12 protein-coding genes are annotated in these 24317 nt (G+C 46.2%); 11 read left to right on the top strand and 1 reads right to left on the bottom strand.

Going from position 1 to position 24317, the window contains the following annotated elements:
- The first annotated feature begins 36 nt into the window (after positions 1 to 36).
- The 10 genes from ABDW33_RS18540 to ABDW33_RS18495 all read left to right on the top strand — a co-directional run bounded on the left by ABDW33_RS18540 (position 37) and on the right by ABDW33_RS18495 (position 21440).
- Positions 37 to 2892, top strand: coding sequence for a TIM-barrel domain-containing protein (locus ABDW33_RS18540; RefSeq protein ID WP_343691576.1), 2856 nt, complete (start codon positions 37 to 39; stop codon positions 2890 to 2892).
- A gap of 19 nt (positions 2893 to 2911) precedes the next feature.
- Positions 2912 to 6034, top strand: coding sequence for a TonB-dependent receptor (locus ABDW33_RS18535; protein WP_343691575.1), 3123 nt, complete (start codon positions 2912 to 2914; stop codon positions 6032 to 6034).
- An 18-nt stretch (positions 6035 to 6052) separates the two neighbouring features.
- Positions 6053 to 7645: a RagB/SusD family nutrient uptake outer membrane protein gene (locus ABDW33_RS18530; protein WP_343691574.1), complete on the top strand. Its 1593-nt coding sequence runs from the start codon at positions 6053 to 6055 to the stop codon at positions 7643 to 7645.
- A 337-nt stretch (positions 7646 to 7982) separates the two neighbouring features.
- A complete protein-coding gene (locus ABDW33_RS18525) occupies positions 7983 to 11141 on the top strand; it encodes a TonB-dependent receptor (RefSeq protein WP_343691573.1) in 3159 nt (1052 codons plus the stop codon).
- Positions 11142 to 11168: 27 nt separating this feature from the next.
- Complete coding sequence (locus tag ABDW33_RS18520; protein WP_343691572.1) at positions 11169 to 12746, top strand: RagB/SusD family nutrient uptake outer membrane protein; 1578 nt, start codon at positions 11169 to 11171, stop codon at positions 12744 to 12746.
- A gap of 21 nt (positions 12747 to 12767) precedes the next feature.
- On the top strand, positions 12768 to 13985 hold the full coding sequence (locus tag ABDW33_RS18515) for a glycan-binding surface protein (RefSeq protein ID WP_343691571.1): 1218 nt from the start codon (positions 12768 to 12770) through the stop codon (positions 13983 to 13985).
- Between the two features lie 11 nt (positions 13986 to 13996).
- Positions 13997 to 15451 (top strand): cellulase family glycosylhydrolase, encoded by a 1455-nt coding sequence (locus ABDW33_RS18510; RefSeq protein WP_343691570.1) that lies wholly within the window; start codon positions 13997 to 13999, stop codon positions 15449 to 15451.
- 16 nt (positions 15452 to 15467) lie between these two features.
- The gene (locus ABDW33_RS18505; protein ID WP_343691569.1) at positions 15468 to 17657 is read left to right on the top strand and encodes a glycoside hydrolase family 3 C-terminal domain-containing protein; all 2190 of its coding nucleotides are present in this window, start codon (positions 15468 to 15470) and stop codon (positions 17655 to 17657) included.
- 76 nt (positions 17658 to 17733) lie between these two features.
- Complete coding sequence (locus ABDW33_RS18500) at positions 17734 to 19821, top strand: beta-galactosidase (RefSeq protein ID WP_343691568.1); 2088 nt, start codon at positions 17734 to 17736, stop codon at positions 19819 to 19821.
- Positions 19822 to 19847: 26 nt separating this feature from the next.
- On the top strand, positions 19848 to 21440 hold the full coding sequence (locus tag ABDW33_RS18495) for a glycoside hydrolase (protein WP_343691567.1): 1593 nt from the start codon (positions 19848 to 19850) through the stop codon (positions 21438 to 21440).
- Positions 21441 to 21528: 88 nt separating this feature from the next.
- Here the strand turns inward: ABDW33_RS18495 and ABDW33_RS18490 are convergent, their stop codons facing one another.
- On the bottom strand, positions 21529 to 22410 hold the full coding sequence (locus tag ABDW33_RS18490) for an AraC family transcriptional regulator (RefSeq protein WP_343691566.1): 882 nt from the start codon (positions 22408 to 22410) through the stop codon (positions 21529 to 21531).
- A 225-nt stretch (positions 22411 to 22635) separates the two neighbouring features.
- On the opposite strand from ABDW33_RS18490, the gene ABDW33_RS18485 reads away from it, so the two are divergent.
- Positions 22636 to 24282 carry an alpha-L-fucosidase gene (locus ABDW33_RS18485; protein WP_343691565.1) on the top strand — a complete coding sequence of 549 codons (1647 nt, stop codon included), beginning with the start codon at positions 22636 to 22638 and terminating at the stop codon, positions 24280 to 24282.
- Positions 24283 to 24317: the final 35 nt, after the last annotated feature.

Here is a 24317-nt window from a genome sequence, read left to right as displayed (position 1 = left end):
CCAGGTGATAGTTTTACAGCATTCTAATCCACGTATATGAAACTGAGATTGTTGCTGTTTAGCTTACTGGCTGGTGCATTTTTTAACGACTTACTGGCATCACCACCTGTCTATGTCAAACTTCCTGATGGAGTAATAGTTTATACCGATCCGTTGCTTACTGGTTCGCCACATGCAGTGAAACTGGAAGTTGTAGCAGACAATATTATAAGAGTCATTGCTGCCCCCGGGAAGGAAATTGTGCCCGGTAATAGCCTGATCACTGTTTATGAGAAAAATCCGGGACTAACCTGGAATGTTATTACTTCCAAAGAAAGCATTACAGTTAAGACTTCGAAATTATTGGCTACCATCGACCGGAAAACTGGTGCTGTCAACTTCACTGACCTTGCAGGTAAAGTGATATTAGCTGAAAAGCAACCGTTTGGAAGAAATTTTCAATCTGCCGTATTTGACGGACAGCGGTATTATACGTTGACACAAAGTTTTCAGACGACCGGAGGTGATGCCTGGTATGGGCTCGGTCAGCACCAGGATGGTGTCATGAATTACCGTGGGCAGCAGGTGACGTTCTTTCAGAACAATACTGAGGTCGCTGTTCCTTTTTTAGTCTCCAATAAAAATTATGGTATTCTCTGGGATAATTATTCCCTGACCAGGGCTGGCGATATACGGCCTCTTCACCCGCTTGCTGCTATGGCACTTTTTTCAAAGAGGGGAGAGGCGGGCTGGCTGACGGCCTCTTACTCAAACGATTTGCATAAGCCAGGGGATGTAAGTGTAGAAAGAGCAGAGACAAATATCAATATGGAGTACCTGGGAGATTCAAAGATCCAGTTACCCGCGGAATTTAAGGGGGCTACAGGCATGGTCACCTGGGAGGGGAGTCTTGCCAGTCATCTGTCGGGGCTACACCAGTTCCGGTTTACTTATGGCGGTTCACTGAAAGTGTGGCTGGATGGAAAACTTGTGCTGGATCGCTGGCGGAAGTCCTGGAATCCTGCGTCTGCATTGGTGCCGTATAATTTCACAAAGGGGGAAAAAGTACCTGTCAAAATTCAATGGATACCTGAGGGGGGTGAATCCTATCTTTCTTTGAAGTGGCAGGAGCCACTCAGTGAGGCGGAGCAAAATAGTTTTGGCTTTTGTTCTGAGGCAGGTAGGCAGGTTGATTACTACTTTGTATATGGTAAGAATATGGATGAGGTGATTGCTGGTTACCGGCATCTGACGGGCAAGGCACCTATCGTACCGAAATGGGCATTGGGTTTCTGGCAAAGCAGGGAGCGATATAAAACCCAGGAGGAGATCCTTACCACTGTTGATGAATTCAGGAAAAGAAAGATCCCGCTTGATAATATCGTGCTGGATTGGAGCTATTGGAAAGAAGCGGAATGGGGGAGCCAGGAGTTTGACGAAAAACGTTTCCCTGCTCCCGATAGTATGATCGATGTGCTGCATAAAAAATACCATGCCCGGATCATGATTTCGGTATGGCCTAAATTTTATGACGGTATATCTGCTTACAATAAGTTTGACAGGAATGGCTGGCTATATAAAAGAAATATAGCTGACCGTCAAAGAGATTGGATTGGTCAGGGATATGTATCTACTTTTTATGATGCCTTTAATAAATCTGCCCGGAAAGGATTCTGGGACCTGATCAATGAAAAGATCTATAGTAAAGGCATAGATGCATGGTGGATGGATGCCAGTGAACCTGACATTCTTTCTAATGTGAGTCCGGATAAGAGAAAGTTGCAAATGACGCCTACTGCACTGGGTAGTGCGGCTGAATTCCTGAATGCTTATCCCCTGCAGAATGCCAGGGGCATCTATGAGGGACAGCGTGCCACAGATCCCGGGAAAAGGGTGTTTTTACTGACGCGTTCCGGCTTTGCAGGGTCCCAGCGTTATGCTGCTGCCATATGGAGTGGTGACATCGGTTCCACCTGGCAGGATATGAAAGCGCAGATCGCCGCTGGGTTGAATTTCTCTATGTCAGGACTTCCTTACTGGACCATGGATATAGGGGGATTTGTGGTGCCGGAGAAGTTTGAAAAACCCGATGCTGAAAATCTGGAAGAGTGGAGGGAACTGATGACGCGTTGGTCACAGTTTGGCGCGTTCGCTCCCTTGTTCCGTTCACATGGACAATTCCCTTACCGCGAAGTATTTAATACAGCACCTGAGGAGCATCCTGCTTATAAAAGTTTTCTTTATTACGATCAGCTACGTTACCGTTTACTACCCTATACCTATTCGCTGGCGGGCTGGGGCTATCATAATGATTATACGATTATGCGAGGTCTTGCAATGGACTTTGCAACAGATACAGCCGTGTTGAACATCGCAGATCAATATATGTTTGGCCCTGCCTTGCTGGTAAATCCTGTTTGCGAGTACGGGAAAACCACGCGTCGCCTCTACCTGCCACAGTGCGCTGGTTGGTACGATCTCTATTCAGGTAAGTGGTATGCCGGTGGTCAGCAGCTTACTGCTGCAGCACCTTATGAACGGATGCCATTGTATGTAAAGGCCGGGTCTATCCTGCCTTTCGGACCCGCGTTACAATATACCACAGAAAAACAGGCGGACACGATCACGCTGAACGTCTATACCGGTGCGGATGCATCCTTTGACCTGTATGAAGATGAAGGAGGGAATTATAATTATGAAAAAGGGGCGTTTTCCATTATCCCGGTACGATATAGTGAAGCGACAGGAACAGTTACCATCGGGGACCGGAAAGGCTCATTCAATGGCATGCTGCAAAAAAGAACATTCCGTATCAATATCATAGCGCCGGACAAGGCAAGAAGCCTTGATCCGGATCAAAGATCCGATAAAGAAGTCGTGTATGAAGGGAGACATTTAAGTATAAAAAAATAGCCAATTTAAATTCACACGTATGAAGTTAGCTAGAATTATTCGCTTGCGAATATTGCTGCTATGGGGAACAATGATGTTTTTAGCCCTAAGCAAAAATACCTTTGCACAAACGGCGAAAGTAAATGGGACAATAACCAGTCAGCAATCATCCGGTCCTGTTCCGGGTGCATCGGTCACTGTGAAGAACACCAGGACCGCTACCGTGGCAGATGAGACAGGAAAGTTCACTATTAATGCATCTATCGGCGATGTGCTGGTGATCACTTCAATTGGATTCGTTGCCAAAGAAGTGAAGATCGAATCGATGGACCTGCGTATTCAGTTGCAGGAATCAGAAAACCAGCTCGAAAATGTTGTTGTAATCGGTTATGGCACACAGAAGAAAAAGCTGGTTACCGGTGCTAATATACAGGTAAAAGGTGCTGATCTGCAGAAGCAGAATACGACCAATGCATTGCAGGCTTTACAGGGGCAGGCACCTGGTGTACAGATCACCTCTTATTCAGGGCAGCCCGGATCCGGCATGAATGTGATTATTCGTGGTAAAGGTACTGTTGGTAATTTCTCTCCGCTGTACATTGTGGATGGCGTGCAAACAGGGGATATTTCCTACCTCAATCCTGCCGATATCGAATCCATTGATGTGTTGAAAGATGCTGCATCTGCTGCTATCTATGGTTCTCAGGCGGCCAATGGCGTTATCCTGGTCACTACCAGATCTGGTAAAATGAATCAGAAAGCGCAGGTAACGCTGGATGCCTTTTATGGTACCCAGCAGGTAGCCCGTAAGGCAAAGTTGCTGGATGCAAAAGAATATGCCACGATTATCAATGAGGCCGCTGTCAACTCAGGCAAAGCTCCTTACTTCAGCGATGATGTCGTAAATAATCTACCTGTAAATACTAACTGGCTAGACCAGATGTTCAGCAATCATGTGCCCACACAGAACTATGTGCTGGGCGTACAAGGAGGGGGAGCCGGGTCGGCCTATTCGCTGTCACTGGGATATACCGGCCAGGGTGGTATAGTAGGCGGTTCAAAGATATCTAACTTCGAGCGCTATACATTCAGGATTAACTCTGATCACAATTTATACGGGAATATCATCAGGATAGGTGAACATCTTACTTTCAATTACCAGAACAGTCATGGCATTGCAGTAGATGGTCAGTATAACAACACCCTGCGCGGTGCTTTTAGTGCCAGCCCTTTCCTGCCTATGTATGATTCTGCTGGTAATTATTTCAGTAGTGATCTGAAGGGCTGGTATCCGGGAAAACCTGACCAGTCATGGAACAATACAGAAGCGAATCCTTATGCAGTCATGGATTACACGACGCGTAACCGGAATAGCAGCCAGGGTTTGTTTGGCGATGTGTACCTGCAGGCGGAGCCTATCAAAGGATTAAAGTTCCGCTCCAGCCTGGGGGTGAATTATACCAACAATCAAAGTCATGGGTATACCCCGGTTTATCATCTTTCTATTTATGCGCTGAATGATACAGCCAAGGTATCCCAGTCTATGGGTAACGGGCTTACCATTCAGTTTGACAATTTATTAAGCTACGATTTCAATGTCGCAACAGATCATCACTTCAGCGTCATGGCTGGTACTTCTTCGCTAAAAACAAAAACGGTAGGCATAAGTGGGAACAACTGGGACCTGCGTGTTGCAGACCTGCAGCATGCCTATCTTTCTGTAGCGCAGAATGTGAACAGGGGAGCACCTTATATGAGTGTGAGTGGTGGTCCGACTGAAAATGCATTGTTATCTTATTTCGGCAGGTTGCAATATGATTTCCGGGAAAAATACCTGTTGAATATGACCTTCCGGTCTGACGGGTCATCACGATTTGCATCTGCGCATCGCTGGGGCTATTTTCCATCTGTGTCTGCAGGATGGGTGGCTTCGATGGAAAGCTTTATGCAGGATGCACATTGGCTGGATTTCCTGAAGATCCGCGGCAGCTGGGGCCGTGTAGGTAATCAGAATGTGGCTGCTTACCAGTTTCTCTCTCCTATCAGCTTCAGTAATACCGCTTATATATTCGGACCTGTAGAAGGGGCCAATACGCAGGGCGCTTTTCCCAGCCGCATCGCCAACCCTAATGTAAAATGGGAAACATCAGAACAGACCAATATCGGTTTTGACGCGACCGTGCTGAAGCGGTTGAATGTAACCTTTGACTATTATGTAAAGAAAACAAAGGACTGGTTAATTACAGTACCTATACTGGCTACAGCCGGTGCGGATGCGCCGCTGATCAATGGTGGGGATGTTAAGAATTCAGGCGTTGAACTGGCGTTGAACTACGGTAATAATATTGGTAAGAACTTTCATTATTCAATTGGAGTGAACGGCGCCTATAATAAGAATAAGATAGGCAATATTCCTACGAACGATCACGTGCTGCATGGCAATACCAATGTGCTGTATGCCAATGCAGGCGAATTTTACCGGGCTGCTAATGGTGAGCCGGTAGGTTATTTCTGGGGATATAAAACTGCTGGCATTTTTCAATCGGCAGAAGAGGTGCAGGCTTATAAGGGTAAATCGGGCACACCTATTCAACCCAATGCCAGGCCGGGTGATGTGCGTTATGTTGACCTGAATGGTGACGGCACTATTGATGCCAGTGATAAAACAAAGATCGGTGATCCTAATCCTCATTTCACATTTGGTTTTAACATCGCATTGGACTACAAAGGTTTTGATCTCTTTGTACAGGCATCCGGGGTATCTGGCAACCAGCTTGTGCAGTCCTGGCGGTCACCTGGTGGTTTCGGTAATTATACCAAGGAGATCCTGCAGCGCTGGCATGGACCCGGCACTTCCAACAGGATACCCAGGGTAACGGAAGATGGGGTGAACTGGGCAGAGTTTTCCGACCTGTACGTTTATGATGGCAAATTTCTGCGTATCAGCACTATTACCCTTGGTTATGATTTTGCGCGCCTGGCAAAGAAGGGCTACCTCGGTAAGTTAAGAGTATATGCTTCCGTACTGAATGCATTTACAATCACCGGTTATAAGGGAATGGATCCGGAAGTGGGATACAATGAGGGCTTCTCATCAGGGGTTGACCTTGGATATTATCCCCGGCCCAGAACATACATGGTTGGGGCAAACATCCGCTTTTAAATCTTAAATGAATCAGCAATGAAAAACTTAAAAGTCTATATACTTTTTACTGCATTGTTATCATTGATAGCCTGTAGTAAAAATTTCCTGGATACAGAAGATGTAACATCTGCCACAGAACAGAATTTTTATAAGACACCGAACGATGCCTGGAAGGCATTGGTAGGGGTATATGATGGCCTGCAACGTGTATGGTCCGGTGGCATTGCTTTCCCGGTGGCATCAGTGATCATGTCAGACGAAGCCTACGGCGGCACCGGCAATTCAGATGGATTTGGTTTCCAGATGATGGATGAATTTGACAAGCTGCGTTCACCATCTGATCAGAACCTGTTTGGCGACAGCTGGAGTCTTTATTACAAAGCTATTTACCGCGCCAATATGTTGTTGGGACATCTGGATGGTGTGGATTGGAAAGGAAATGAGGGCTTACGCAAAACCTATGAAGCAGAGACAAGGTTTATACGGGCCTACTGCTATTTTGATATGGTGAGATTGTGGGAGAATATTCCACTGATCACGAAACCGACCACTGATAATGTACCACAGGCAAATGTAGACAGTGTTTACAAGCTGATTGCAGATGACCTGACATTTGCGGCCGCCAATCTACCTGCCACCAGTTATGGGGCGCAGGATCCTTCCACCAGGGGCCGGGTCACCAAATGGGCTGCTGCATCTTTACTGGGTCGTGTGTTCCTCTATTATACCGGTGCTTACGGCAAGGCAGACCTGGTAGGAGTGGTGTCAAAAGCAGCGGCGCTTGCCTACCTGGAAGATGTGATTAACAATGGCGGATTCGGGTTGGTTGACAAGTTTGCGAATTTATGGCCGGCAGCTTCTCTCAACAATTATGTAGGGGAGGACAATAAGGAGACGGTGTTTGCTATAAAATATACCTATACCAGCGACTGGAATGGTAATGTGGATGGTAATAACTGGATGGTATTGTACGGCATCCGTATCCAGAGTATCTATCCATATGGCATGGGCTGGGGGGGCGCAACGGTGAACCCAAAGCTCTGGAATGCCTATGCTCCTGAGGACAGCCGGAGAAGTGCTTCGATTATTTCTATCAAGGACGAAGGGCTTGATTTTCAGAACATAAAAGATCAAAGGGAGTATACTGGTTACACTATAAAGAAGTATACGCCTATGGCGGATGCTGCAGGCAGAAGCCTGGCAGAAAAGATGGGTGGCGTGAGTTTTATGATCAGCCAGTACCAGGATTATGTATCTATCCGATATGCGGATGTATTGTTAATGGCAGCCGAATTAGGCGCCGGCGGGGCACAAAATTACTTTGATGATGTACGCAAAAGGGCATTGGGTAATAGTTTCGTCCAGATCCCGGTGAACGAGGCGAATATTATGAATGAAAGAAGGCTTGAGTTTGCAGGAGAAGGGATCCGTTATTGGGATTTGCTTCGCCAGGGAATCAATGTTGCCTCAGCTGCCATTGCAGAATCAGTAACTGTTCAAAATGGGGGGGTGAATACAGTAAAGACCATTTCAGCATCGAAGATCATAGAAACAAAGGGACTGGTACAAATACCCTACACACAGATCACTTTATCAAACAACGTACTGAAGCAAAACCAGGGGTGGTAAAATGCCACTGTCGGGCATTTTGTAACATTTGGGGCCTATAGTTGAATCATTTGACACCCTGGTTTCCAGGCGCATAAGAATATCTTTACCACAATTAATCCACGTATATGAAACTACAACAGCAACAGCTTTGGCTGTACACCCATGTCTTTTTCCGGGTTTTTTTGACAGGACCTTTTGTTTATACAAAAGGTCCTGGTCACCAGCCAGCATCTCCGGTACCTATACCTGCCGGCTCGTTTCAAACAGTGAATGTAATGCCAGGGTTATAAAGCGCTATCCCCGCTGAATAATGCCTGCCGGGCACAAAATTTAGTCAAGTTTAAAATTATTAAGCATGCAATCAACCAAAATGATTCGCTCGCGAATACTGCCGCTATTGGGTATTCTTTTGGGCACCCTTTTCTGCGTACCCCTCTCTGCACAAACAAATAAGATAAACGGGACAATTATCAACCAGGGGAATGCTACGCCTATTCCGGGTGTATCGGTGGCTGTAAAGAACGCTAACCGCTTTGCCATCACTGACGGAGCAGGTAAGTTTAGTATCGATGCATCAGCAGGAGACGTGTTAGTGATCACCATGATAGGGTACCTGAAAAAGGAAGTAGTAGTCGATAAGAATACGTTCATCCAGGTAAAACTGGTTGAGAATATTTCGCAGCTTGGCGACGTGGTGGTAATCGGGTACGGCAAAGTAAGGCGGCCGGACGTTACGGGGGCCATCGCCTCTGTTTCTGGAGATGAGATCCGTAAAACGCAACCTGTCACGCTTGATCAGGCCCTGCAGGGAAAGGTGGCCGGGTTGGTAGCGCAGCAAATATCCGGTCAGCCGGGTGGAGCGGTGTCTGTTCAGATCAGGGGTTTGTCTTCTTTGAGCGGAGGGTCACCTATGTATGTGATAGATGGGGTGATTATCGGAGGAACAGCCTCCCTGGGCGCGGGTGTAAATCCACTGGCTGGTATCAATCCATCGGAAATTGAATCCGTTGATGTATTGAAAGATGCATCTGCAACGGCTATTTATGGATCACAGGCAACCAATGGTGTAATCGTCATCACCACCAGGAGAGGACAGGTGGCTGCGCCATCTATTTCCTATGATATGTATGCCGGCTACCAGCAGATACCCAGGAAATTGCCGGTTATGAATTTAAGAGAGTATGCCACTTTCATCAATGAAAGGAATACGGGATTAGGCTGGGGATTCGATACCAGGCCGGAGTTCGCAAATCCGAAATACCTGGGTACGGGAACAGACTGGCAGAAGGAGCTATTCAGAAATGCGCCTATGTCGAACCATACGTTGACGATCAGCGGGGGAGATGTAAGAACACAATACCTGCTGTCAGGTTCTTATTTTGGCCAGGAAGGTATTGCCCTGGGTTCAGATTTTAACAGGGTATCATTGAGACTGAACCTGGACAATAGAACGACCAACTGGCTAAAGATCGGTACCAGCCTGCAGTTGATCAGTATGAAAGAGAGCGTGAACGCTACCAGTTCCAATGTAATTGGTACAGCATTGAGTCAGACACCTGATATCGCTGTGAAAAATGAGGACGGTAGCTGGGGTGGGGCTTATAATCCCAATGGTTGGGTGAATAGTACAGTGAATCCGTATGCGATTGCCCTTATCAATAAAGACCAGGTCAACAGGAAGCAGCTTTTTGGTAACCTGTATGCAGAAGTTGCTTTCACCAAAGATCTGTCACTGCGGAATGAAGTTACTACCAGCTTTTCAATGGCAACGGAAGATAAGTTTTTCCCCTCCTATACCTTTGGCCTTGTAAAGAATAATACGAACAGTGGATCATATAATTATTCCCAGAGTGTGTTTTCGACGCTCAGGAACTATTTAACCTATGCACACCTGTTTAAGGAAAAGTACAATGTAAACGTATTGCTGGGTCATGAGGCGCAGTTAAGTACCAATGAAAATTCCTCAGCCAGCAGATCGAATTTCCCGTCTAACAATGTGCAGGTGATCAGCAGCGGAGATCCTACCACTGCCACGAACTCCGGCAGCAAGGGGCAAAGTGCCCAGGAATCTTACTTTGGCCGTCTGAACCTGGGGCTTTTTGATAAGTACCTGTTTACCGCCAATATCCGGGCAGACGGATCTTCCAAGTTCGCTCCTGACAATCGCTGGGTGAATACTTTCTCTGGTGCCTTTGCCTGGAAGATCAATAATGAACGATTCCTGCAACCTGTAAAACAAATCAGTGAGTTAAAGTTGCGGTTGGGTTATGGCTTAACGAATAATCAAAACATTCGTGACTATGCGTATACCTCCACGCTGGCTACAGTAGCCACGGGGCTTACGGGCATTGCACAGCTTACCCAGAATGTAGGTAATCCTTATGTGCAATGGGAGAAAACGAAGTATGCAAACATAGGATTGGATGGCGCACTTTTTAACTGGAGAATTAATTTCTCCGTCGACTTTTACAATCGCAGAACCGATGGCCTTGTATTGCAGGTGCCTTTGCCATTGTATTCCGGTACGGCAATCGGTTATTCACCAGGCTCCCTGGATGCTCCGTACGTGAACGTTGGTACAGTCAATAACAAAGGTTTTGACTTTAGAATCAGTTCAACGAATGTGAAGGGTAAGTACTTTACATGGAAAACGGATGTAACTGTTTCCCGCAACATTAACGAAGTGCTGAAGCTGAATACAGATGGCGCCTCACTGGACAGGCAGTACAGCAAAACTATTGTAGGCAGGTCTATTGGTGAGTTTTATGGATATGTTGTTGACGGGGGCGTGTTTGCAACGAAAGAAGATTTTAAAACACATGCGTTACCTACTAAAAACGGCGTGCCGCTGCCGGTAGGGGCTGCAGGAGGGAGTATCTGGTTTGGCGACCTGAAGTTCAAAGACTTCAATGGCGATGGTGTGATCAACGAACGTGATCAAACGTTCCTCGGGTCACCCATACCGAAGTATCAGCTTGGTTTCAATAACACTTTCTCTTATAAGCGTTTTGATCTGAATGTATTCTTCACTGCAAATGTGGGCAACAAGGTATATAACCAGCTGCGTGTGAACGGGGAGTACCCGGGAACAAGTTTTGGGTATCTCAGGGCCCTGATGAACTATGCAAAACTGACGCTGATAGATCCCAACGGATCTGCGACGGATATCAACAACGTACAGGTAACCAATCCTGATACCAGGATCCCTGGCATCAGAAATGACAACACCAATGATAATAACAGGAATTCTGACAAGTTTGTAGAAAACGGCTCTTTTTTACGGTGTAAGAATATCTCTTTAGGATATGCCCTGCCTGAAAAGCTGCTGGCAAAAGCCAGTATTAAGTATGTAAGAGTGTATTTCAATGTTTCCAATGCATTTATCATCACCAGCTACAAGGGAATGGACCCCGAGATCGGATCATGGGATCCGCTCTCCGCAGGTGTTGACGGCGGCTATTATCCACAGCCCCGGGTGTATACCATTGGCGCTAACATCAAACTGAGTAAGTAAGTATTCATCTGTTTAATATAAATAGTTATGAAAAAGATATTGGATAAAATAATTGCTTTCCTGGTTATAGCATGCGTGTTGATGGGATGCTCGAAGAGTTTTTTAGATCGTCCGCCATTATCACAGATAAGTGCTGATAACTTTTACCAAACCACCAGTGATCTCAGGCTGGCTACTGCAGCATTATATGCCGGTACGCCCTGGGCAGAGTGGAATTACAACTGTTTTTTACCTGTTGGTGATGTGTTGAGTGGTAACATGGCCGTTGGTTACTGGGGAGATGCTGTGCAGCTGAACACCTTTACAGTCACCGGCCTGAATGGCATCATGATCGCCAACTGGAAGGGGATGTACAAAGTTATTGCGCACTGTAATGTGACCATTAATGCCATCGCTCAAAAGGCACCTGCTGCAATTCCTGAAAAAGACAGGAATGCGGCGATTGCAGAAGCACGTTTTATACGCGGATTTGCCTATTACAACCTGGCGGTGCTATGGGGAGCTGTACCGGTTATAGAGGATAACAGTAAACTGATTATTTCTCCATTGATTAACCGTATCAAAACGGAAGATGTATATAAGTTCGCGATAAATGACCTGACGTTCGCAGCGGAAAATCTTCCTGCTGCCGATGCTGCCGGCAGGGTTACCTCCTGGTCTGCACAGGGTATGTTAAGTAAGGTGTATCTCACGGCGGCGGGATTGAACCAGAATGGCGGTACAAGGAACCAGGCATACCTGGATAGTGCGCGGAAATATGCCGGTAATGTATGTAAGAATAGCGGCCTGAAACTGGCCGCTAATTATGCAGATCTTTTTAAAACACAGTTTAACGATAACCCCGAGTCATTGTTTGCCTTGCAATGGGCGCCGGGAGGTGGTTGGCTGGAAGGAAATATGCTACAGATCTATTCTCCGGGAGGCACTGAAATATCCGCGAATGGTTCGGCGGGTTGGTTTAGTATCCGCCCGACTATAGATATGTATGAGCTTTATACTTCAAAAGATTCCGTGAGGCGTAAGGCTACATTTATGATCAATGGAGATTTTTATCCAGAGCTGAATGCAGCGGGAGGGGGCTATAAGTTTACAGGTGATTGCGGATTGAAGAAACATATTATCGGTACAAACAAGGATAATAGTGCGCCGACCATGAACCTGACTTCCTCTACAGAACACAATGCATTATTAAGACTGGCTGATGTGTATCTCATTTATGCAGAAGCGATACTGGGCAACGATGGGTCAACAGTAGACGGGGATGCGCTGATGTACTTCAACAAAGTGCGTGAACGGGCAGGAATTTCTCCCACTACGAGAATAGATATTGATACGCTGATAAACGAAAGAAGGATCGAACTGGCGGCGGAGGGGCAGTATTGGACAGACCTGGTGAGGTTGTCTTATTACAACCCGGCAAAGGCGATAGCAAAATTAAACGGGGAAAGGCGTGTGACGTTCACACTGCCAAACGGCGTGCTGACGCCGGCGGATCCATATGGCGTAATTACGCCGGCAACTATTCAAAGCTTTACATTCCCGATACCTTCTTCTGAGGTGACTGCCAATCCTAAATTGCTGGAACCTCCGGTAGCATATTATTAAGCAATATTAAAACAGTATACCGTGAATAAAGTAACATATAACCAGCGCTATAGCAGCTTACTTTTACTGGTGCTTGCGACCGTTCTTACATGCATGCAGTCAGGGTGTAAGAAGGAAACAACGGAAGGTGGGCCTGTAATAACGAGTGTCAGGAATTATGCAGCCTCGCCGGCTGATACACTTGTGCAGGGCATTACTACCGGTCAGTATGTAGTATTGATTGGACGTAACTTAAGAGATGCCGTACAGATCTCTTTCAACGGGGTGCCTGCTACGATTAACAGTGCCATGTACTCTGATACCAGTGCTGCGGTACTGGTGCCTGCAGTGATTCCCTTTCCGTCAGTGTCTCCTGAAGATCTGAACACGATCCGCTACGTAACGAGGCAGGGGGCTACTACTTTTACATTTGACATCGTAGCACCACCACCTACCATTGCGAGTATTTCAAACGAGAATGCCAATGAGGGGGATTCTGTACATATCAATGGACTGAATTTATTCTTTATAACTGAGTTAACTTTTGCCGGCACACCGATCACAAATTATGTCACTGCCAGTGATGGTACTTCAATCGGGTTCGTATTGCCGGCGCTTACACATAGCGGTCCCGTAGTGCTGACTACAAAATCTGGCTCAGCATCCACGGCATTTAATGTAAATGATCTGACCACTGGTATGCTCTGTGATTTTGACAATGTGAATACTTTCAGCTGGGGCACCGGCATTGAGAACAGCAGCGTTGATTTTCCCGGGAACAGGGGGAATTACGCCGTGTTGAATAATGGTATTCTACCGGCAGGTGATGGTACCTGGTGGGGCTGGCAGCGCAGCATCAATACGAATGACGTGCAGTGGGTACCCGTGGACAGCTTAGGTGTTTCGCCGGATGACTATGCCCTTAAGTTTGAGATCAGCATTCCCGATGCATGGAGCGGTACTTCTATCTATGTAATAAAAGGCTTTTCATTTGATTATATGGCCCGTTATGAGCCGTGGCAGGGAGCCAATGGTACAGTCACTCCTTTCACTACCAAAGGGTGGCAGACTGTCACCATTCCATTGTCGCTGTTCAGGGGGAATGAGGGTAAAGGTTCGGCAGCTGCAAGCCTGACAACTTTGCTGGGTGCCAGTGGTAATGGTGCCGTGAATATCCAGACGAAGAACTTTTCTGCTTCTCCTTCAGCATCTGGTTTAAATGCTGCTATTGATAATATTCGTGTAGTAAAGATCAAATAAATAATATCCTTATGAAGACTCAACGTTGGTATATGCTTACAGGCCTTATGGTAATGGGGATCCTGTTTGCTTATTGCAGTAAAAAGAGCGTGCTTACACCTGCCTTGTCGGTTTCAGCATCAGCCATTACTTTGCAGGCAAAAGGTGATACGGCAGAGGTGACGATCACCAGTAACGTAGGCTGGAATATCAGCAACCCCGCCGGTGCCTGGTTGCAGCTGAGCAAAGCAGTTGGCAATACCGGTCCTGTTACAGTACAATTAACTGCCAGCGCCAATAATACAGGCGCTGCCCGCACTGCGGTACTGGAAGTGAGCGCAGGCGAGAGCCAGGTGCGCAGGATCACCATTACACAAGCCGGTAGCTTGTATCCGGGTTATAATATATCACCGGCACCGGCTAATAAAACGGGCATGGAAAGTAATGCGGTGCAGTTAGCTGCTAAGTTTCATTTAGGCTGGAACATCGGGAATACCCTGGAAGCCATAGGTGGAGAAACTGCCTGGGGAAATCCACTGATCAGCGAAAGCTATATCAAGGCGGTAAAAGCACAGGGTTTTAGCGCTATTCGCCTGCCTTGTTCATGGAATCAATATGCTGATAAAGCTACGGCTAAGATACAGGATAGCTGGTTGAGCCGTGTAAAGCAGGTGGTTCAGTATTGTGTCGATAACGATATGTATGTGTTGCTAAATATACACTGGGACGGTGGCTGGCTGGATAATAATATCAACAGTCAGAAGATGGATTCCGTGAATGCCAAGCAGCAGGCATTCTGGGAACAGATTGCTACTACGATGCGGGATTTTGATGAGCATCTGCTATTTGCGAGCGCTAATGAGCCCCCTGCGGAGACTGCAGCACAAGTGGCGATACTGGCCAGTTATCATCAAACCTTTGTGAATGCAGTCAGGTCTACCGGTGGGCGTAACAGCTACCGGGTGCTGGTGGTGCAGGGACCATCCACGAATATTGAGAAGACCTATGACCTGATGAATACGCTTCCTACCGATCCGGTACAGGACCGCCTGATGGTAGAGGTCCATTATTATTCTCCATCTCAGTTTTGTTTGCTGATGGATGGTGACGCTTCATGGGGTAAGATGTTTTATTACTGGGGAACAGGGCATCATTCAACCATTGAGCCAGACAGGAATGCTACCTGGGGAGAAGAAGGTGATGTAGATGCCTCTTTTGCCAGAATGAAAACAAAATATACGGATAAACAGATTCCTGTTTTACTGGGCGAATATGGTACCTACAGGCGTGACAACAATAAATATGTACCGAAGGACCTGGCTACGCACAATGATGCAGTGGACTACTGGTTGACGTATGTTACCAAACAGGCGATTACGAATGGCGTTAAGCCTTTCTACTGGGATACAGGTGGTGCGTTGGACAGACGGAATAATACGGTACTTGACAAACGTACCATTGATGCGCTGGTGGCAGGAGGTAAATAACTGAAATAGCAAATAGATGAAATTAAAAACAGTCGTAAAAAAATTTTTACTTGGCATAGCGGGCGTAATGATGGCTGGTATAGCCAGTGCGCAGCTGAAGGCAAATGATAGTAAGGCGGAAGAAAAGATCCGGTCCTTGATCAGTCAGATGACCTTGCAGGAAAAGGTGAGCCTGCTGCATGGAAATTCAAAATTTTATGTATCAGGAATACCCAGGTTGGGTATTCCTGAATGGGCATTGAGTGACGGGCCTCATGGTGTACGTGCAGAAATCAACCGGCACGACTGGGCTTATGCAGGATGGACAAATGATTCTGCTACGTGTTTTCCTCCGGGTACCGCGCTGGCTGCCACCTGGAATCCCAGGTTGGCGCATGAGCGGGGAATCGTTTTGGGGGAAGAAGCCCGTTTCAGAAAGAAAGATGTTTTATTGGGACCGGGTATTAACATTATCCGGTCACCTCTTTGCGGGCGAAATTTTGAATACATGAGCGAAGATCCGTTGCTGATTTCTACTATGGCGGTGGCGTATATAAAAGCGTTGCAGTCGAAAGATGTAGCGGTGAGTGTGAAGCACTGGCTGGCTAACAACCAGGAAACGCACAGAGATTCTATAGATGTGTATATGAGTGAAAGAGCGTTGCGTGAGATTTACCTGCCGGGATTTAAAGCATCGGTTACGGAAGGTGGTGCTTATACAGTCATGGCAGCATACAACAAATTCAGGGGGAACTGGTGTTCTGAAAATGAGTATTTAAACCGGGAGATCCTTCGTAAAGAGTTTGGTTTTAAAGGTGTGCTGATGACAGACTGGGCGGCGGCACATTCAACGGTAAAAGCTGCCTTAACAGGTCTTGACCTGGAAATGGGCACGGATAAAAACGATTACAATGAATGGTATTTTGCCGACCCTTTGGTCCGCGAAGTAGAAGCAGGAAGGGTCCCTGTAGCTGTTGTTGATGAAAAGGTAGCGAATGTGCTGCGGGTGATGATAAAGACAAAAATGTTTGACGAAGAAAACCGGGAAAAAGGAAAGATGAATACGCCACAGCATCAGCGGGCTGCCTATAATGATGCGGCAGAAGCGGCAGTACTATTGCAAAATAACGGGAACATGCTGCCGTTGAATTTCGATAAAATAAAATCCATTGCCGTGATCGGAGACAATGCAACACGTAAGCATTGCAATGGCGGTCTTAGCTCCGAGATAAAGGCGCTTTATGAAATTACGCCGCTTGACGCGCTCCGTGAAAAATTTGGCGCTACCGTAAAGATAAACTTTGCCCAGGGGTATGAAAAGCAGTCTACCTTCAGGGAAGGCAGCAATACCGGGCAGACAAAGTCGGATGTGGTTAACTGGAAATTGATTGATGAAGCGGTAGCGGTGGCAAAGGAATCAGAAGCCGTCATCATTTTTGGTGGATTAAACCATGACTTTGATACAGAATCTGCAGATAAGCAAAGTATGGATCTGCCTTATGGACAGGATGTTTTGATCCGGGAAGTAGCCAAAGCCAATCCTCATACCGTGGTAGTTATCATTGCGGGGTCGCCGGTTAAGTTGTCCGGGATTGTGCAGCGTGTGCCAGCTATATTGTGGTCATGGTTCGGGGGTATGGAAGCGGGGAATGCGGTGGCTGACCTGCTGAGTGGTAAGGTAAATCCATCCGGTAAATTACCCTTCACATTGCCGGTGTCTCTGGATCAGTCGCCTGCGCATGCATTGGGGAATTTTCCAGGCAGGGACCTGCAGGTAAATTATGAAGAAGATATATTAGTAGGATACCGCTGGTTTGATACCAGGAAAATCGTTCCTCAATTTTCATTTGGTCACGGTCTTTCTTACACCAATTTTTCTATCAGCCATTTTTCGACGGATAAGATCACTTATGGGAAGGGAGATATCATTCATGCAAAATGCACGATCAAAAATACCGGTACAAGGTATGGGGCGGAAGTGGTACAGCTCTACAGCAGTGACCCGGTCTGCACGGTACTTCGTCCAGTCAGGGAGCTAAGGGCTTTTGAGAAAGTCTTTCTCCATCCCGGCGAAAAGAAAACATTGGAGTTGAATATAAAAGTGGCGGACCTGGCTTTTTATGATGAAACCCAAAAAGCCTGGAATGTGGAAGCGGGTGAGTTCATTCTGCACATTGGTAATTCGTCAGATAACATTACAGGATCGGTAAAAATTTACGTTAAATAGAAGAGAAATTGCATACGTGAAAGCAGAATTTTAGTTATATTCTCACTATGCCAATTAAGCAACAACAGGTCTCCCGATGAATAAATACACAACGTTTTTTATTATAACCATTCTCATCGCCGTATTAAGCGCAAAAGCGCAGGTGGGCAACCGCTTTTTCCCGGATAAAGATCTCATTACGACTGGTATCTACTATTATCCTGAGCATTGGAATGAAAGCCAATGGGAGCGGGATATAAAGAAGATATCTGAAATGGGGTTCGAGTTTGTTCACCTGGCGGAGTTTGCCTGGTTTAAAATGGAACCAACAGAAGGAAAATTTGAATTTGATTGGCTTGATAAGGTGATAAACCTCTGTGCCAGATACAATCTGAAAGTGCTGATGTGCACACCTTCGGCTACTACACCAGCCTGGATGCGGGCTCATTACCCGGAAACTTTTATCATGGATGGTCGTTACATGCGTGGTGAGCAGGGTACCCGCGGTTTAGGATCCATCGTAAACCCTACTTACCGGAAGTTTGTAGCAACCATTGTATCAAAAATGGCCAGGCGTTATGGTCAGGATAAAAATGTAATCGGCTGGCAATTGGATAATGAACCTGATGCCAAGCCGGATTATAGTCCCTCTTCGCAGGAAAGTTTCAGGCAATGGCTAAAGCGCAGGTATAAAACGATAGAAGCGTTGAATGTGGCCTGGGGGAATGCTTTCTGGAGTCAGTGGTACAATAATTTTGACCAGGTGATGATTCCCAATACGAACCTCGTGGGCTGGTGGGGGAATAATCCGCATGCCCTGCTTGATTTTAAGAGATATGCAGCAGATGCACAGGCGGAGTTCCTGGATTACCAGGCAGCGTTATTACGCGCTTATATTTCGAAGGATCAGTTTATAACCACTAATTACACAGCTGTCTCCACAGGTGCAGATGCGCAGCGAACGAACAAGCTGGATTTTGCTACTTATACTGCTTATCCGAATGGGGGTACAGATAATATCGGAGACCTGGGGTTTCGCTTGGGCAATAGTAAGGTGATTCTTTTTGCGGCAGATTATTACAAAACGATAGGTGGGGTATCTGGTGTAATGGAGATTCAACCTGGCCCGGTGAACTGGGGTAGTTACAACCCGTTGCTTTTACCAGGTACAGTGCGTATGTGGCTGTATCACACGTTTGCAGCAGGTGGAAAATTAGCCAGTTCCTATCGTTTTCGCCAGATCAATTATTCTTCGGAGCAGTACCACTCGGGGATCATACAGACGGATGGCATCACTCCTTCACCTGGCGGCGAGGAATACATGCAATTTATAAAGGAAATAAAAATGCTGCGGAATCAATACAAGCCCGGCGTGGGTATGCCTGCCGCACTGGCTGCCAGGTCTACAGCTATTATATGGAACCTGGAAAATTACTGGACGATAGACCGGCAAAAGCAAACCTGGCAATGGGATACCTGGAATTATCCGGTTAAATTCCTGGAGATAGCAAAATCTTTTGGCGCGCCGGTAGACATTATTCCGGAAACGGCAGACCTGTCTGCATACAGGTTTGTGATCGTACCGGCATACGAAATGGTGGACAGTGCACTGGTGAAAAAATGGAATGAGTATGCAGCCAACGGGGGGAACCTGATCATCACCTGCCGTACAGCAATTAAAGACCGTATGGGGCATTTTTGGGAGGCAGGATGGGCAGCACCCTTATCGCGGCTGATAGGGGCAAAAGTGAAGGCCACCGATATGCTTCCAAATAATGGAAGAGGAGAGATCGTTATGAAATCGGACCATTACAGCTGGAATAACTGGGCTGACCTGTTGGCGCCGGATAAGCAAACTGAAACGGTGGCCGTATTTGACAACCAGTTTTATAAAGGAACGGCAAGCGTTGTAAAACATACTGTAGGAAAAGGTACGGTAACCTATATCGGCGTGGATACAGATGATGCAAAGCTGGAAAAGGATGTATTGCGCAGTATTTATGCCGGAGCCGGGGCAACGACGGAAAACTATCCGCCTGGTGTATATGTTTACTGGCGGGACAACTTTTACATAGCGGTCAATTATTCTTCGGATAATTATACCATGAACATACCGGCAGCGGCTAATATTATTATCGGTGAGAAAATATTACAGCCGGGCGGTGTATTGGTATGGAACAAATAGTTTAGAAAAGATAAAAGACTTATTGTATGAATAAACATTTCATCCTGTTGATGGTACTGTTTCCTGTTATATCAGGAACAGTAGTTGCCCGGCAGGCAAAGCGCAGCGAACCCACTGTGCAGGCCCGGGTGATCGATATTGATTTCAATAAAACGGCGGGTAAGTTCAACACCATGTTCAATACGTGTGTGGGTGCGGGGCGTGCAAATGAGGGACTAAGGGCCGACTGGCAGCAGCAGCTCGCCTATGTAAGAAAGGAATGTGGTTTCAGGTATATTCGTATGCATGGACTGCTGACAGATGATATGGCTGTGTACACAGAGGATAATAAGGGTAACCCGGTTTACAACTATATGTACATAGATGCGCTGGTCGATTTTTTACAAAGTATCGGCATGAAACCGTTTATAGAGCTGGGTTTTATGCCATCAGCGCTGGCAAGCGGACCTAAGACAATTTTCTGGTGGCGGGGAAATGTAACGCCTCCTAAAAGCTATGAAAAGTGGGGTGCACTGGTGCAGCATCTTACGGAACATTTTACAGAGCGGTATGGCGCTGATGAGGTGAAGAGCTGGTATTTTGAGGTCTGGAATGAGCCTAACCTGGATGGCTTCTGGGCAGGTACGCAGGATGATTATTTCAAATTATACACTTACAGTGCGAAGGCTATAAAGCACGTTAATCCAGCTTATCGGGTAGGTGGGCCCGGCACCGCCGGTGCCGCGTGGGAGCCTGAAATGATAGCTTATTGTGAAAAGAATAAAGTACCCATAGATTTTATCAGCACCCATGCCTATGGTGTAAAGCAGGGATATCTGGACGAATTTGGCCATTCGGGTACAGTACTTGACAAAAATCCGATGAGTGTAAGTGGAGATGTATTGCAGTCAAGAAAGGAAATTGCGGGTTCGGCAATGCCGGGGCTGGAACTTCATTACACAGAATGGAGCGCATCTTATACGCCGTCCGATCCGATTCATGACAGTTATCATGAGGCAGCCTATGTGTTGCAAAAACTGAAGCAGGTTGGTAATGCTGCCAACTCGATGTCGTATTGGGTCTTTACTGATATTTTCGAAGAACCCGGACCTCGTTTTACACCTTTTCACGGGGGATTCGGTATGCTGACTATCCAGGGTATCAACAAACCGGTATTCTACGCATACCAGTTTATGAACCGGCTAGGTAATATTGAACTGAAGAATACAGACGCCACTTCGTGGGTTTGCAGGGATTCCATTGGAAATATACAGGTCCTGGCGTGGGATTTTACAAATACGCATCCTGGTGATTCTGTGCACAACCAGAAATATTATATCCAGGACCTGCCGTCAAAGTCGAAAGGGAAATTGCAGATACATATTGCAAATGTACCTGCAGGAACCTATGCGCTGGAAGTGTATAAAGTAGGTTATCGTAGTAACGATGCTTATTCCACATATCTCTCCCTGGGGAAGCCTGCACAGCTGACCAGGCAACAGGTTGAGCAGATTAAATCGCAGAATGATGGTACACCGGTTTCAAAAGAGATGATCAAAGTAGAAGAAGGGGTTCCTTTTGCAAAGGAGCTGGCGCTGAGAGAGAACGATGTTTACTTCCTGAATTTAGTAAGGCTTTAACCGGGGATAAATTTTTTTATTAAAGATGGATTGGAAGAAAAAGTGTTCACCGGCTGGCTACCGGTGGCACTTCCGGGAATTGTGACCTTTAAAAGTGGACCAGTTCCATTTGTTTTTTATAGTTCCCGGGGGACATGCCTGTGATCTTTTTGAATATTTTAGAAAAGTAAAATACATTTTCAAAGCCGGTCTTAGTGGCAATTTCAGCGTAAGTCATCTGGGTGGTGCCGATCAGGTACTGGGCTCTCTCTATCCTTTTTTCGTGTATATATTTTACAGGTCTTTCACCGGTGTGTTGATGGAAAAGGCGTGAGAAATAATCCGTATGCAGGTTCGCTCTGTTTGCGAGATAGGACACGGAGAGATCGCGGTGCAGGTTGAGCTGAATATAGCTGATCGCGTTCAGGATCTTGACCGGCACATGGCCGGCATCTTTATTTTCAGACAGGTCTGATGTTAGAAATCTTGATACCAGTTGCAGGAGAATACCGTGCGTTTCTGTGAATGTTGCTATGCTTTGCCGGTTATTAAATTCCTGGTACTCCTTATAAAAAATATTCTTTTCGTATATTCTCGGGTTGTCTGACCGGTTGATGCCTCTGCCTGGATTTATTTCCAGTAGGCGGGAAAAGTTCATGATATCAATTTCAGTCGCTTTCACTTTCATGATAGATCGCTTATCTGCAAATAAAGAAATGCCATCTGATGACTCTTCGAAGAACTGGACAAAGTACTGGCTGAGATAGCTTTTGCAGAATAGATTACATAAAGTGAAACTGGGTATGAGGTAAAGAAATCCGGGCTCCAGTTTCATCTTAGCGGAAGCATTCGAGATCTCGCCCTCCCCGGCATCAATATAGTAGAGCCTGAAATAAGGACTGATGACGTTTTCGTAATTCCACCTGGAATCGAGATCTACATGATCAACGTTCAATAATGAAAAAGTATGTTTGAGCGTCCTTTTTATCATACGATGTAATGGATTAATGAGATCAGCAGCATTCATCCGATGTCCGTTACTGCAATAATAATCAAATAGTCTGTTTTGTATAAAAAAAAGTCCTATTAAGCTAAATAATAAGTAAGCATTTAACAGTATGTTTGATAGGTTACTTTTCAGTCAAAAATTAAGCGGCAACTATTATAAATTCCAGGTCTCATTTTGTTGCGCGTACTAAAACAAAAAATAAATTCCATGCAAAGAAGAACACTGATAAAAGGTTTAGTCACCGGTTTTTCATCCCTCTATCTTTCCAATACTTATGCACGCAGCCTGATGGCTTCACAGATGGATACGCTGGTAGCGCCGGGCCCATTTCAGCCTACCTGGGATTCACTGGGGCAGTACCAGGTACCAGACTGGTTCCGGGATGCAAAATTTGGCATCTGGGCGCATTGGGGACCACAATGTCAGCCCGAGTATGGCGACTGGTATGCCCGTGGCATGTACCAGGAAGGTAGCGACCAGTATAAATATCACCTGCAGAAATATGGGCACCCTTCAAAATTTGGTTTTAAGGATGTGATCAACGAATGGAAGGCAGAGAATTGGCATCCTGAAGAATTAGTTGCCTTATACAAAAAAGCCGGCGCCAGGTATTTTATGGCCATGGCCAATCACCACGATAACCTGGATCTGTATGACAGCAAATACCAGCGCTGGAACTCGACTAAGGTGGGACCTAAGAAAGATATTATCGGAGGTTGGGCAAAAGTAGCAAAGGAGCAGGCATTGCATTTTGGGGTAACGGTACATGCCTCCCATGCCTGGACCTGGTATGAAGTGGCCCAGCGATCTGATAAAAGCGGGCCTTATGCAGGTGTGCCTTATGATGGCAAGCTGACCACAGCAGATGGACAGCATACCTGGTGGAGTGGTTATGATCCCCAACAATTATATGCTCAGCACCATCCTATGAGTAAGGGTAGTCTGGATGACAATAGCATGAGTGGATATTGGGATTGGGGGAATGGAGCAAATGTACCTGATAAGGCCTATTGTGATAAATTCCTGCGCCGTACGCTGGAACTGATAGATAAATATGGGCCTGATCTTATTTATTTTGATGATAATGCGCTACCACTTTGGCCGGTAAGTGATGCCGGGCTAAAAATAGCAGCGCATTTCTATAATACCAGTATAAAGAAACATGGAAAGTTGCAGGCAGCTTTGTTTGGCAAGAAGCTGAATGAGCAGCAACGCAAATGTATGATATGGGATATTGAGCGTGGGCAGAGTAACCAGATAGAGCCACTGCCCTGGCAGACAGACACCTGTATTGGTGGCTGGCATTACGACCGCCGCGTGTTTGATAACAAGTGGTATAAAAGTGCCCGGACAGTTATACATACGCTGGTGGATGTGGTAAGCAAGAATGGTAATCTCCTGTTGAATATACCTGTAAGAGGTGATGGTTCTATTGACAGTGAAGAACGTGCAGTTGTAGAACAGGTAGCCGACTGGATGAAGGTGAACAGCGAAGCTATTTATAGTACCCGACCGTGGAAAGTGTTTGGAGAGGGACCTGCCATGGAGTCCGTTGAGGCATTGAGCGTGGAGGGTTTTAACGAGGGTAAAGGCAAACCATTGGATGCACAGGATTTTCGGTTCACTACCCGGGGAAACACACTGTATGCAGTGATGCTTGGCTGGCCGGCAGATAAAAATGCAGTCATTAAAACGCTTGCAAAAGACCGAGCAGGAAACGTAAGCCAGGTGAGCCTGTTGGGGCGTGATAAAGTGAACTTTCAGCAAACATCCGAAGGACTGAAAGTGCAACTGCCAGAGCAGCCACCTTGTAAAGAGGCATTTGTATTTAAAATAGAAGGTGCGATTATTTAATAGATTTAACACTTATTATTCATTCGGACAATGCA

This window comes from Chitinophaga sp. (assembly GCF_039596155.1).
Lineage (GTDB): Bacteria > Bacteroidota > Bacteroidia > Chitinophagales > Chitinophagaceae > Chitinophaga.
Note: the sequence above shows the minus strand (reverse complement) of the source record. Positions and strands in the feature narration are given on the sequence as shown.